The 13,605-nt window shown below is 47.0% G+C and carries 13 protein-coding genes and 2 tRNA genes; 2 read left to right on the top strand and 13 right to left on the bottom strand.

Translation table 11 applies throughout. The features are described from left to right. Positions 1-142: 142 nt before the first annotated feature. The 3 genes from QUA88_RS22075 to moaC all read right to left on the bottom strand — a co-directional run bounded on the left by QUA88_RS22075 (position 143) and on the right by moaC (position 1,480). Positions 143-445: a DUF3181 family protein gene (locus tag QUA88_RS22075; protein WP_333057367.1), complete on the bottom strand. Its 303-nt coding sequence runs from the start codon at positions 443-445 to the stop codon at positions 143-145. Between the two features lie 64 nt (positions 446-509). Beyond that, positions 510-767 (bottom strand): 2TM domain-containing protein, encoded by a 258-nt coding sequence (locus QUA88_RS22070; RefSeq protein WP_006633890.1) that lies wholly within the window; start codon positions 765-767, stop codon positions 510-512. A 188-nt stretch (positions 768-955) separates the two neighbouring features. Further along, entirely contained in the window at positions 956-1,480 is a 525-nt protein-coding gene (moaC, locus tag QUA88_RS22065) for a cyclic pyranopterin monophosphate synthase MoaC (protein ID WP_333057364.1), read from the bottom strand. A gap of 78 nt (positions 1,481-1,558) precedes the next feature. Here moaC and QUA88_RS22060 point away from each other — a divergent pair. Next, positions 1,559-1,632 (top strand) — tRNA-Arg (locus tag QUA88_RS22060). Between the two features lie 259 nt (positions 1,633-1,891). Here QUA88_RS22060 and QUA88_RS22055 read toward each other — a convergent pair. From QUA88_RS22055 to QUA88_RS22045, 3 genes are all read right to left on the bottom strand, one after another. After that, on the bottom strand, positions 1,892-3,136 hold the full coding sequence (locus tag QUA88_RS22055) for an MFS transporter (RefSeq protein ID WP_333232224.1): 1,245 nt from the start codon (positions 3,134-3,136) through the stop codon (positions 1,892-1,894). A gap of 186 nt (positions 3,137-3,322) precedes the next feature. Then, positions 3,323-4,510, bottom strand: coding sequence for a glycosyltransferase family 4 protein (locus tag QUA88_RS22050; RefSeq protein ID WP_333057362.1), 1,188 nt, complete (start codon positions 4,508-4,510; stop codon positions 3,323-3,325). A 250-nt stretch (positions 4,511-4,760) separates the two neighbouring features. Further along, positions 4,761-6,485, bottom strand: coding sequence for a DUF2079 domain-containing protein (locus QUA88_RS22045; RefSeq protein WP_333232222.1), 1,725 nt, complete (start codon positions 6,483-6,485; stop codon positions 4,761-4,763). Between the two features lie 53 nt (positions 6,486-6,538). On the opposite strand from QUA88_RS22045, the gene QUA88_RS22040 reads away from it, so the two are divergent. Beyond that, the gene (locus tag QUA88_RS22040; protein WP_333057358.1) at positions 6,539-7,777 is read left to right on the top strand and encodes a histidine kinase; all 1,239 of its coding nucleotides are present in this window, start codon (positions 6,539-6,541) and stop codon (positions 7,775-7,777) included. Positions 7,778-7,831: 54 nt separating this feature from the next. Here the strand turns inward: QUA88_RS22040 and mutT are convergent, their stop codons facing one another. The 7 genes from mutT to QUA88_RS22005 form a co-directional block, all read right to left on the bottom strand. Then, on the bottom strand, positions 7,832-8,236 hold the full coding sequence (mutT, locus tag QUA88_RS22035; protein ID WP_333057357.1) for an 8-oxo-dGTP diphosphatase MutT: 405 nt from the start codon (positions 8,234-8,236) through the stop codon (positions 7,832-7,834). A gap of 188 nt (positions 8,237-8,424) precedes the next feature. Continuing rightward, a complete protein-coding gene (locus tag QUA88_RS22030; protein WP_172187001.1) occupies positions 8,425-8,766 on the bottom strand; it encodes a DUF760 domain-containing protein in 342 nt (113 codons plus the stop codon). Positions 8,767-8,986: 220 nt separating this feature from the next. Then, positions 8,987-9,946, bottom strand: a complete 960-nt coding sequence (locus QUA88_RS22025; protein ID WP_333057356.1) for an RNA polymerase sigma factor, RpoD/SigA family — start codon at positions 9,944-9,946, stop codon at positions 8,987-8,989. Positions 9,947-10,546: 600 nt separating this feature from the next. Next, positions 10,547-11,344, bottom strand: coding sequence for an RNA methyltransferase (locus tag QUA88_RS22020; protein ID WP_333057355.1), 798 nt, complete (start codon positions 11,342-11,344; stop codon positions 10,547-10,549). A gap of 73 nt (positions 11,345-11,417) precedes the next feature. Further along, positions 11,418-11,499: transfer RNA gene (locus QUA88_RS22015), tRNA-Leu, on the bottom strand. Positions 11,500-11,657: 158 nt separating this feature from the next. Further along, positions 11,658-12,335, bottom strand: a complete 678-nt coding sequence (locus tag QUA88_RS22010; protein WP_333057354.1) for a PEP-CTERM sorting domain-containing protein — start codon at positions 12,333-12,335, stop codon at positions 11,658-11,660. Positions 12,336-12,405: 70 nt separating this feature from the next. Beyond that, the gene (locus QUA88_RS22005) at positions 12,406-13,431 is read right to left on the bottom strand and encodes a site-2 protease family protein (protein ID WP_333057353.1); all 1,026 of its coding nucleotides are present in this window, start codon (positions 13,429-13,431) and stop codon (positions 12,406-12,408) included. Positions 13,432-13,605 lie beyond the last annotated feature (174 nt).

Genomic DNA, 13,605 nt, shown 5'->3' with positions numbered 1-13,605 from the left:
AGGGAATTCATTCCCTGGCGGACTGGCGGACTGGCGAGAGGACTGGCGGACTCACAGCTTAAGTTGACACTCCTTGGGCTCTTGGAGTGTCCCTACGGGGATTTATCTGGGGGTGTACTTCATAAATGTGAAATCTGCTGTATCACATCTTCCGCTGAAATTCCTCAAGCACATCCATCAACTGAACTTGACACTGCATCGGAATCAAATCGGCAAGCGGCACTTCCCGCTTGCCGCCGCCCAACTTGACTGGAATTCCTTGCAAAACTTGTCCAACTTTGTCAGCATCTAAATCGCCATCTTCCAGCATCGAATAAAGTTGTTGGGCAACAACTGTATGCAGGTGGGCATCATTGAGATACAAATGCCATTTGGCAATGTCAATGTAGACATTTTCGCCGATTTCGGCTGCTAAGGATTCGATCGCCTGTGTAGTATTAGCCATATCAAAAAAGCCGAAAGTTATTTGTTATCAATCAAAAGACTTAACAAATCGCCGACAACTGCCTTCAGCCAGAATCTTTGGTGAGGGGCGAATAATCGGCGATCGCAAAATGGTAAATCGCGTGGGCCAAAACTACTAGAGCCCATCCACCCGTTACCGAAATTGCCCAAGGCCAATCAGCCTTTTGCAAATTGTGAACAAACCACAACCCAGAATTGGTAGCAGAAAAAAGACCGACGTGGATAGCAAAATTCATCCTGTCATCTAAGCGACGGTACTCTGGATCATTGCGATCGGGTTTGCGGGGCCAACGAGGAGGCATAGTTTTTCACTTGATAGTAGTTCAGTGCCTATTTTAATCATAAGTGCAGCTTTTTGAATGCTGCATCCCTCTTTCGGCAGGAAACTTATACCCTTTTTCTAAAGATGTGCTATGGATGAAGTCTTAGCCCCCCCTTAATAAGGGGGGGTTGGGGGGGTAATATCTAGCGCTACTTTATGAAATTGGTATTATGCCTCTACATTATTTTCATAGTCTCCAGACTTGCCACCACTTTTACTCACCAGGCGAATTGACTCAATGGCGATCGACTTTTCCAATCCTTTCGCCATATCATACAAAGTCAGCGCCGCCACCGAAACCGCCGTCAGCGCCTCCATTTCCACCCCTGTTTCCGCCTTAATTTTCACCGTCGCCCGAATTTGATACCCCGGCAACCCAGCATCCGGCATCACCTGCACCTCCACGCTACTCAGCGGCAGAGGGTGACACAGAGGAATCAAATGTGCCGTCTGCTTCGCCGCCATAATTCCAGCCAGCCTTGCAGTGCCCAACACATCACCTTTCGGCGCATTCCCCGCTTCAATCGCCGCAAACGTCTCCGGCAGCATCCGCACCCTGGCAGCAGCCACAGCTTGCCGAACAGTCGGCACCTTCGCCGAAACGTCCACCATTTGGGCTTCCCCGCTGTTGTCGAGGTGAGTTAGCTGTGTGCGATCGGGCAATTTAGAAAAAGTTTGCGAAAGGTCTTGCATTTTTTTGGTAATGGTGTTACTGTTAGATTCTGTGAGAAAAGAACTTAATCAATTTTAGATTAAATCTTAACTCAACAGGGGCTTGTAGCTTAGTTGGATAGAGTGCATGGCTACGAACCATGAGGTCGGGGGTTCGAATCCCTCCAAGCCCATTTAAAAACGTTATAAGCTGTGAGTTCTGAGTTCTGAGTTTTGAGTTTTGAATTAAGAAATTAATTCAACTCACGATTTAAAACTCAGAACTTTTTTAATCTTTGTGGAACAGGCATCTTGCCTGTTTTTCAGAATGCTGCGCGGGAACAAAAACCCGGTTTCTGCCTCAATATCTGTCGCATAGATTCACGATTTTTGGGAGAAACCGGGTTTTTTGGTAAGTCCCATGATTGCCTCTTCCTTCTTGCTTCTGTAATATCATCGGTTCAAAGCATAAACATCTTTGCCTCGACCGATCGCAAACTTCATCGAATTAGACAAGCCCTTGCTAGACTGAGTAATAAAAATCAGCAAAGCCAAGCCAGCGAGGCCAGCAGCAAAACCAAACATATTTCTGTAGCCAACTTGTTCAGCCACAAAGCCTAAAGTCGGCCCAGCAATCGCAATGCCTAAATCAAATCCGCCAATACAAAGCGAAAACAACCGGCCCCTTTCATGAGGTTCGCACCTGTCCGACATCAGCGCTACCATCATCGGCAAAACCGTACCGCCCGCGCAACCTTCAACCAAAGCTGCTATTAAAAAAGCACTGGTGTTGTTAGCAAAATACAACAATAACATAGATACGGCATAACAGATTAAGCCGCCAGAAATAAACAAGCCGCGGCCGTATTTGTCCGAAGCCCGTCCCGTGACTAACCGCATACCGAAACTGGCGATAGCTGCCGTAGAATAAAATAATCCCGGATTGAAATTAGCCTTGGTTTCTTGGATAAACAAAGGCATAAAAGTGCTCAAAGTTCCGAATACCAAACCAACCACCAATAACACTAAAGCCGGAATCCGCACTCTCGGATTCCAGAGCATTTTCCAGTATTTTTGGCTATTTTTGTCCTCCGATAGCGAGTCCGATTTTGTTAAATCGGCAAAATTAGGTTCCGCAATTTGGCAGGTAAAAAATACACTTATTGCAGCGAAAACTGCCGACATCGCAAACAAAGGAGTATAACCAACCCCAGCTTGCACAAATCCGCCAATAGCCGGGCCAAATGCTAGACCAATAGGACTTACCAAACTCATGTTACCGATTAATTCGCCCCGCTTTCCTGGTGGCGACAAATCTGTTACCAAAGCGCTGTAAGCTGTGGTAAAAGCGGCGATGCTAATACCGTGAAAAGCGCGAAGAAGTAACAGTAAGGGGATAGATTGAGCTAACAGGTAGCCCAAAGGGGCGATCGCAGCAACTGACGCACCTAGAAGCAAAACTTGTTTTCGCCCCCTGCTGTCGGCTATTTTGCCCAATTGTGGCCTCGATAGCAAAAGTCCGATCGCAAATGCACCCATCACAAAGCCAATTTGCTGTTTTGTGCCGCCCACAAATTGAACGTACAGCGGCAAAGTTGGCAGTAGCGAAGCCAAACTCGACCAGAATAGCAGCCCTGCGGTGAATAAAATCAGTAAGCTGCGTCTGGGTTGGGGATCGATTTCCCTAAAAATATTCAAGATGCGAATTCCCTTTAAATCTTATGAGTGCACTCAAAGTAAGTTCGAGTGTCTCTATCATTGTGTTACAAATTCTTAAGATTTGCCCCAAAAAAGTTGATATTCGACTCACTGTCAACTGTCAACTGTCAACTGTCAACTGTCAACTGTCAACCGTCAACTGTCAACTGTCAAAAAAGAGCATTCTTACCAATCAACCTCAGCCCTTTCCTCCACCACCCGTTCATAAACCCACTGGGTTTCTATCGCCAACTTCGGCCAACTAAACCGGCGTTCCAAATCTTGATAAGCATTGTCAACCAACCACTGCGCGTAACCCGGATTTTTCAAAACCTCCAAAATTCCCCAGGCCAAAGAATCCCGATTGTTTGCCTCAGTAACAACGCCAGTTTTAGTGTGCAGCACCACCTCTGGAAGTCCGCCCGCATCCGAAACCACCACAGGCACTCTTGCAGCAAAGCTTTCTAACGCTACAATCCCAAAAGGTTCGTAAAGACTGGGGAAAACCGCGCAGTCAGCCACCGTCTGAAATTTGTCGAGATGTTCCTCAAACATGAACCCAGTAAAATAACACTTATTCCAAATTCCTAAATGCCAAGCTAACTGTTTTAGATGGTCTGTATTGCCGCCGCCAACAATTACTATTTTCGCTTTACCCCCCATTTCCCAAATTACTTTAGGTGCTGCATTTAGAAATACAGAAATACCTTTTTCGTAGCTAATTCTTCCTACATAATAAACTATTTTTTCGTCGTCTGCAGCAAACTGACGACGGAAGTTCATCGCGTCAAATTCGTGCCATCGGGGCTTTTTATCTGGTCTAATTCCGTTGTAAATTACCTCTATTTTGTTCCACGGAGTCGCTAGTACCCGTTCGGCTTCCCGCCGCATATAATCACTGCAAACAATTACCCGCCAAGAATTGTAAGCGAGGTCGTTTTCCTTGGCGTTAATGTAGCGCTGCCCTTCATTGTGGATGCCGTTGAAGCGCCCGTATTCGGTGGCGTGGATGGTGGTAATTAGCGGTACTTTAAAGGTATGCTTGAGGGCGATCGCCGCATCTCCCACTAGCCAATCGTGAGCGTGGATGATATCAAAGGGGCCTTCCTCAAGCATCAGTTTCCCGCCTTGGTAGCCCATGCTTTGGTTAAGGTTCGCCACCCAGTGAAAAAAGTCCCTAGCGTGCCCCACCACCACCCGATGCACACGTATTCCTTCCACCACTTCGTACATCGGCGCGTGGCCGAACTCTACTGTAATTAAGTGAATTTCGTGTCCCAGCTTCACCAATTCTGGATATAGTTCTGATACGTGGCGGGCGATACCGCCTACGATTCTGGGAGGAAACTCCCATGCCAATACCAAAATTTTCATCTTTCTTCCTCCAAATTTTTTATATAACTTAATGTTTAGGATTAACAGATTTATTGTATAATTATCACCCTTAAATTTAAGTTGAGCGCAAGTTGATGCCGAATGCCTGACTTTTGGCAGCAACAAAGACAGAAAATCATGGCTAAACCTGGTTTTTGCAGGAAATTGCTCGATCGCCATTACCTGAAAAAAACAGGTTTCCTCAAGATTTGAGCCACTGAGGGCAGCAATGGCGATCGCGCCTACCCGCTTACTGTTTCTTCAAAATCGGCTCCAATTCGCGCCGAAAACGAGTCCAAGCAGCAACTGATGCAGAATTAGAAACAGCACCCTGACGCATCAAAATCGCGCCGTCTTCAAAGCCAACAATGCCGTACTCTCCAGATTTGGACATTCGATCGATCGCCGGTACGATTTCCCGCAACTGTCCCCGTTCCGCGCGAAACGCAGCCTGATACTGCTGCAACTGCCACAAATCGGCAATTACATATTGCATCTTCACTGCCTTCCCCGCATCATTGCGGAGTTCCAACATCGGAAACCTGAGAATTTCCCGCCTGCTTGACAAAATCGGCACAATAGTATTCGTCGCTGCCACGCTAGCATCCGCAGGAATTTGAGCCAATAGCGGCCGCACTTGCAAAACGTGCTGCCATTGTCTGACGAGAGGAACCTGCACCCAAGGATCGATCGCATCGGGCAAAATCAAAGAAAAAGTCCGATTTGGGTTAGAAGTGAAGGTAAAAAATAGCGACAAACAGATGCAAAACGCCCAAAAGCGGCGAAACTTTGAAGAAGAAGGGAGAGGAAATAAAGCAGAAGGAAAACGCAAAAACATTCTTTCCTCTCTCACCATTCTATCTTCTTCCTTTTGACGCTGGGCCCACCACAGAATCGCCCCATAAAAAAGCCCTGGAACCACAGTCATCGCATAGCGAATATTAATCGCCAGCACCGACTCTCCTTTTGCTAAAAATAGCTTCAGCAGCGGAAATCCAGCTATCATCCAAGACGCAGGTGCGAAAGCTGGCACTAAAGCTAATGGCAACCACTGGCCAAGCAGGTACCTAATCTTACCAAAAAACGGCGTAAATAACTGAGCTACCAACCGTCCGGGATTACTCACCATTCCCCAAATAATTTCTAGAGTAGAAGCTTCATCTCCCTCGGCATATTGACCGAAGCGCTCCATCATAAACCGCTGGGATATATCAGCAGAAAACAAAGGCATAATCAGATTGGTCAGGACGATCATATAACCAAAACTGAGTATGCAGACAGCCAAACCAGTCCGAGGGTAGCGCCGGCTCAAAATCAGGTAAACTCCGACGCCAAATAACACAACTCCCCCATCTTCTCGCACGGCCAAAATTAAAGTTGCCAGAATCCCAAACAATGGCCACCAGCGCTTCTCCATCGCCAGCAGCAAGCCAAAGACATACAGCGGAATTTGACAAACATCGTGAAAATTGCCCATAGTCGGGCCGATGACCGCGTTAGCGCAGTAATAGCTCACAACAATTGTCGCCGACAGCCGGGGTTCCAGATAGTGTCTGGCGAGAGCATAGAGCACTCCTCCAGCCGCCGTAATTAAAGTCACCTGCAACACCGTCAAAGTGACGGGAGAGGGAAACAGAGAGTAAATTGGCAGCCACAGCATTAGCGCCGGGGTGAAATGCTGACCCAACCGGTAGTAAGATACCTCCGGAAGCTGGTTTTGGTGAACCACATTAGTGGACAAAGCCGAAGAGAGGGAACTCTCAAACAAGTGACCCCGAGTGCCGTTCCAAAAAAGTTGATTGAAAATTCCTTGGTCGTAAGTAGCGTAAAAGCTGTAGTAGCGGTGCAGCGTCAGCAACAGGCACAGCACAAAAAAGGCGACCGCCACTTGAACCACCACCCGCAGCGACTCATTTTTCTTCCATCTCAAAAATATCATCTGCCCGCCTGTAATGAAATTATCGGACAATAGCATAAATCTAAAGTAAGTATTAAATTAAAGTAGAAGTGAAATAACTCGGCTCGGCAATGCTCAATTATTTTCACCCGATCGAAAAGCTCAACAGCGTCCATCCAACACTCGGCACCAGCGGCACTGACTGTTCTCCCGAACAGCCGGTAAATCCCGCACCGCTTTTACAGCTTTTGCTGTTCGTAGACAAGCGTCCCTCTTCCAGGGAACAGACCAGACACATCCGCAAGTCCCTAAAGGATTTGAAGGCAGAGTGCGACTTTGAGCTTCAAATCATCGACGTAGGAGAACAGCCCGATTTAGCCGAACACTTTAAACTTGTAGCCACTCCCTCGCTGCTCAAAATTCATCCCGATCCGCGACAAACTCTCGCCGGCAGCAATTTAATCGCCCAACTCGAACACTGGTGGCCCCGCTGGAAGCGTTCTGTAGACGAATACACACCTGGGCAGCAGTCGGCCGCAGCTATTGCGGAAACCCTGACTGACGCAAAACCCATCTATTCCGTTGCTTGCGCGGCCGAACTCGTGCAGCTTTCTGATGAAGTTTTTCGCCTCAAACAGGAAAAAGAACACTTGCAAGAGCAGTTGCAGTTGAAAGACCGGATTATTGCGATGCTAGCCCACGACTTGCGTAATCCCTTGACTGCCGCATCTTTGGCTTTGGAGACTTTGGAGTCAAGTCAGAAGGTGAAAGAGGGGGAAAAGTCGCGTTTGACACCGAGTCTGGCGGCTCATTTGATGAAACAAGCCCGCCGCCAAATCCGAATTGTCGATCGTATGATTACAGATATCCTGCAAGCAGCCCGGGGTACAAACGCTCAACTCCACATTGAACCAAAAAGAATCGAACTGGGGGCGATTTGTCAAGATGTAATCTTGCAGTTTCAAGACAAATTTCAGGCGAAAAGTCTGAACATAGAAACAGACATTCCCGCAGATTTACCCTTGGTTTATGCCGATCCCGATCGCATCAAACAAGTCATAGTCAACCTGCTTGACAACGCCAGCAAGTACACCCCAGACCAAGGAACGGTTAATCTGTCCATTCTCCACCGCACCGCTTACAAAGTTCAAGTCAGCATTTGCAACAGCGGGCCGGGAATTCCTGAAGAAGATTGCGCGAGCATTTTTGAAGACAGCTTTCGGTTGCAGCGAGATAAATCAAAAGACGGTTACGGCATTGGGCTGTCTCTGTGTCAAGGCATCATCCGCGCGCACTACGGTCAAATTTGGGTAGACTCCGTACCCGATAGAGGCAGTTGTTTTCACTTTACTCTGCCCGTCCAAAAATAAAAGTTAGCTGTCATTTGTCAGTTGTTCAGTAGCAACCGAATTTTATATTACAGCTCAAATTTTCCGCAGTGCAGCAATAATCTGTGCGTTTGCCTTGGGAAAAGTAAATTGGTCAATTTCGTCGAGTGTCACCCAGCGAATTTCATCGCATTCGATCGTTTGCGGTTCCCCGCTGACGTAGCGGCAGTGGTGGACGTATAGTCTAACTGTAAATTTAGTGTAGTCGTGGTCAATCGTAATCAGGCGATCGCCAACTTCTACGACAATCCCCAACTCCTCCATAATTTCCCGTTTTATGCAAGCTTCGATGGTTTCCCCAGGCTCTATTTTTCCGCCCGGAAACTCCCAGAAACCCCCGTGTAGTCCATGTTGTCGGCGCTTGTCAATCAAAATTTGTTGGCGATCGTTCCAGATTGCAGCAACGCCGATAACTTTGTGGGCAACAGGAGGAAGAGACATATTAATTAGGAATGGGGAATGGGGAATGGGGAATTGGGAATGTAAGAATAATATCAATAATTATTCAATTATTTAATCTAAAATCAACCCTCTAAAATCTAAAATCTAAAATCTAAAATCTAAAATATTAAGCCCCCATCTTGCGAGGGGGGGCTTGACACTTGGATCACTTAAATGTTAAGAATCTACTAATCGTCCGAGCCATGTCTCTCACTGGCTTGTATGGACTTTTCAAAAGTCATTCGCTGTTCGGCATTTTTGAGAAAATAACCGCTAATCATAGCCGAGGCGAGCAATCTACCCAAATGTTCGCGACTGGTAGTCACTGTCACCCCGAAGTGTTCCGAAGGCAAATTCCCCAATAGTCCAACAATATTTCGCTCCATTACTTGAAACACTTCGTGAGAAGTCGGCTTAGACAACTGAGAAACTGTGTCGGGAGCCATTGACTGCACGTATTGCCATAATAAGTTGGCATTTTCTCCGTCTTCTTCAAAGAATTCTGGGGATTTATTAGATGAGTTGCTCACGAGTACCTCCGTTTCAGACACAGCTTGTTATGTTAGACGCGGGCGGTTAAATTAAATAACCCTTATCTGATCGCTGCTGATCTTTATTACTAAGTAATTACTAATGTAGCAGGACAATCATAGCAACCAAGTGGGCACAACCGAATTAAAAGCGGCGGTTTTTACGATTTTAGATTGGGGATTGCAAGGGGGAGACCCCGATCGCCAATCCCCAATCTACCTAGCTGGCTAGATAATCGTTGATATCTTGCTTGCGCTTGCGGAGTTTGGTCAAAGCTTCCCGTTCTATTTGCCGCACTCGTTCCCGACTGATGTTGAGACGATCGCCTATTTTTGCCAAAGTTAGGGTTTGCCCGTCTTCTAAACCGAACCGCAAGGCGAGCACTTCTCGCTGTTGCTGAGTCAGTTCCGCCATTAGCTGGTCTAAGTCAGTCCGCAGGGAAGATTGCAGGGCAAAATCTTCCGGGGTAGTACCCGTATCTTCCAATAAATCGCCCAACTCTGTATCTTGATTGTCTCCCACGCGCAAGTCCAGGGAAAGTGGCAGGCGCGCCCGATCGAGATATTCGCGAATCTGTTTGGGAGTCAATTCTAACTCGGATGCCAATTCAGCAGCCGTGGCCGCGCGACCAAGCTGTTGAGCAAGTTGGCGCTGAGCTTTTTTAATTTTGTTGAGCTTTTCGGTGATGTGGATCGGTAAGCGGATGGTGCGGCCTTTTTCGGCGATCGCCCGAGTAATTGCCTGACGAATCCACCAATAAGCATAAGTAGAAAATCTGTAGCCCTTAGTCGGGTCAAATTTTTCTACTCCCCGCTGCATCCCGATCGTGCCTTCCTGAATAAGATCCAGTAAATCTACGTTGCGCTTGATATATTTCTTGGCAACAGACACTACCAGGCGGAGATTGGCTTCCACCATTTGGCGCTTTGCCCTTTCCCCGTGTTCGATCGTCCGCTGCAACTGTGCCTCAGACAGCCCAACTGCCTGTGCCCATTCAGCCGCCGTCGGGTCGCGGCCTAACTCTTCGGCTAAAATATTTTTCTCCTGATGCAGTGCGGTTGAGCGCTGTACCTGTTTCCCGTAGAGTATTTCTTGCTCGTGGGTCAACAAGGGAACGCGGCCGATTTCCCGCAAGTAAGCGCGAACAGAATCTGTATCTGAGGACTTAAGAGTTTTCATGAGCTTTTCCCGCTGAGGATCTGTGCCTCTAAAGGTTTGCGGTAGTCGCAAACCCCTAGCTTTAGCTGGGAAGGAAAGCGGGCGGGGACTTGCGCTTTCCTTCCATTTAAAGAGGCTTAATTTTATGGTAGCTAGCTACTACTCCCAGTCAGCACCGTCTCAGGTTAGGTTTTGGTTGGGGCGAGCACAATACTACGTTATGTTAAGAATCTTAACATTTGTGAGAGCACTTGGCTACACTTCTTCATATTTATTTCATGCCAGCCTGAACTGTTGATACGAGAGTACCCGCTTTCCTGGCTTTACAGTGTGCATCAATATAAACAAAAGCCGCCACATCTCAGAGGGGGAGATTGGTAGAGGGGCAGGGCTGTTTCATTATCTTGTAGGGGCAGCCCCCCGTGGCGGCCCTGAATATGAAGTTACAGGTATTGATGAACCCGCCCCAACAGATAATGACTAATGAGTCATGACTAATAACTAATGACCGAAAACATCCAGGAGACAAGCCCCCGGATTCATCCGTCCAGAAATAAAAAACCTGTATCGGATAAACTGGCCCCCGAATTTATCCGTGGGCTCAATGCTTCAATCTAAAATCTAAAATCTAAAATCTAAAATCGACTGACTTCTTTGCCGTTGAGCTTCGTACAAGATGAGGGCTGCGGCGATCGACACATTTAAAGATTCTACGCCACGACTCAGGGGGATTTGGATTTGTCGATCGGCTAAACTCCTCAATTCTTCCGACAAACCAGAGCCTTCGTTGCCCAAAACTATCAGCGTCGGCACTCGCAAATCTACTTCCCAATAACTTAAACTGGCTCCGGCGACAGTTGCTAAAATTTGCATTCCTCGATTTTTATAGGCCGAGACTTCGGCGGTTAAATCTGGACAGACTGCCATTGGCAGCTTAAACCAAGCTCCTGCTGAGGCGCGGAGCACTTTGGGATGGTCTAAATCGGCGCTGTCTGCGCTCAGCAGCAAACCGTCGGCATTAGCAGCCGCAGCCGTGCGGACGATCGCCCCCAAGTTGCCAGGATCTTGGATTGTTTCTAGGGCTATTCCTAAAGTTGACAATTTTGCGGGTTCTGTTGCGGTGCGGGGTGCGGTGGCGACAATGCCGTCGGGTTGGACTGTAGTGGCGATCGACTCTAACACTTTGGCACTTACTAATTCGGTGCGATCGGCTAAATTACCAACTTGCTGCCAAAGTTGCCCGTGCTGATCCAGCCATTCGGGAGTGCAGCAAACCGTTGCTAGCGGGTATTTTGCCGCGCAAGCTTCTTCGAGCAAGTGCGTCCCTTCGAGTAAAAATAATTGTTGTTCCCTGCGTCCCTTCGAGCTGTGCAGCTTGCGAATTTCTTTAACTAGGGGGTTTTGAATACTTGTCAGCATTGTTTAATTCAGCAGAGCGAATGGGGTTATTGCCTGTATCGGGTTAACCCCAAACTTCCTTCTGCCTTGGGAATGCGGAACCCGGGACTTGAACCCGGAAGGCTTGCACCACATGAACCTGAATCATGCGCGTCTACCAATTCCGCCAGTTCCGCATCGGTCACGAATTACTACTCTGCCATACCTCCGCGAATCTGTCAAGTGTTTTGGGGAATTTATTTTTTTTGTGGGCTGCGAGTAATAGGGAGAACTTTGAGATTCCCCCTATCCACCCTGGTTAATTAAGGGGGCTAGGGGGATCTCCAAATTAATATTACACCTTTTTTGCCGCCTTTTTCTTCCACCACAAACCCATTCCAGCAGCCAGCAACGTACCAACAGCAGTCATCGGTTCCGGCACAGGTTCATACTCATAAATTGCACTAACTGTAGTGTTAGTCGCAACCTTACCATCGAAACTTCCCCTAACAGGATTCCCCTGAATTTGAGTAAAACCCGTTGTCACCAAACCTGCGATAAAAGTATCTCCATCGCATCCACTTAACGCACTCAGAGACTGCTGGGAATCATAACTCTTTGACACCGTACCCGAAGCCGAACCGCTAACACTTCCTGTAGCGCCATTAGCAATCCTCGTTTCCGGTGGACTTGCTAACACACTCAAAGTCAAATTAGGGTCAACTTTTAACAGCGGAATATTCACAGCAATATTTGCATTACTCGCCGCCGTCCCCATAAAATCTCCAGTCAAAGGAGTAATGCTAACAGTGTTATTAACAGTAGATTTAACTGTAACATAAGCCCTTAATAGCGTTCCTAACAGCGAATTAAATTTAGGCAAAACCACATTAGTGCTACTATTTAATGGCTGGGAACCCAGATCCACAGTATAAGTTTGAGTAAGAGTAGCAGCTTGTACAGAAAAACATTGACTAACAACTGCCAAACTTAAACTTCCGCCAACAATTCCCAACTTTTGATAAACATTCATTGCAGTAAACCCCTAAAATAATCAATTTGCATTTCGTGGCACGGGCGTCCCGCCTGTGATAAATCTGCGGTTAAAAACTCCAAACCCGCAAAACCAAATTACCCAGCAATGACGCTAGATAACTCAAAACCCAAACAGTATAAAGTATACTCAAAGGCGCGTAAGCCGCCAAAACCCATTGCGTTTCTGCTGTTTCCTCAATCTCCTCCCTCCGCAACAAGTCTACATAAAAATCAAACGACCTTTGTCGCAGATTGTTAATGCCAGTTGCTGCTACTAACCAATAATAACCGTCGAATCTATTCAACGGATTTAAATTAATTGCAACTGTCAGCAAGGCGGCTACCATCAACAAATAACTAATTTGATGCCAAACCGGATTGGACTGAGATAACAGCCACATCCAAACAGCCCATGCCCAAATTGTTACTTGGATTAATACTCCGGCGGCTACTACTAAAACCCGCTGTTTCCGCCGGACTAAACTGTATTGGTCGGTTGTATCTGTGTAACATCCAGGGATGAAACACATAAACAATAATCCAATTTCTTTAACAATACCGCCGTAGTGTTTTAGCGTGAAAGCGTGACCGAGTTCGTGCAAAGCTATTACCAGCATTGTCAGCAATACAAATTTGAAAATATTCTCATTTTTTCCCGCTATCCACAACTGCTGATGTGAGGCTGCGACTTCGGCAGAGGAAGCCAACCACACAGCTACAGAGGAAGCGATGAAAGCGCACAGAAAAAAGCCAAATTCCCATGTCCAAATCCAGCGGAATTTGTCGATGTGCCGCGATAGCCAAACATCGGGATTGACTAGGGGAATTGTGAAGGATAGCAGGTTAAATTTGGCTTTCGGTGGCTTGGTTCCTTCTAGCATTCCTGCTTGTGCTAAGTCTCTTAAGAGATTTTGCACGTCTTCTAAATCCAGGTCGTATTCAGCGAGAATATTAGTTAGTGGTTGTTGACTTAGTTGCAAAATTACCTGTTTGTCAAAGTCGTCAACTTGAATACAGGTAATGTCTTCGGGATTGCGAAGTATCCAATAACCGTCGGGATGAGGTATCCACTGTACGGCTGATTTTAGTTGCATGGTAGATTGTCACTTTGGCTGACAAAGTTTCGATTTAATTGAATAGGAGTTACTCGTTTTTAGGCGGAGATTCTGATCCCCCCTAGCCCCCCTTAATAAGCAGGGTGGATTAATTGTCCCCAAGTAAATTATAATAGTCGAGCGCGATCGGATGATCGTCCGCTCGCGCTCGAC

The organism is Microcoleus sp. D3_18_C2 (assembly GCF_036702395.1).
Taxonomy (GTDB): Bacteria; Cyanobacteriota; Cyanobacteriia; order Cyanobacteriales; family Microcoleaceae; genus Microcoleus.
Note: the sequence above shows the minus strand (reverse complement) of the source record. Positions and strands in the feature narration are given on the sequence as shown.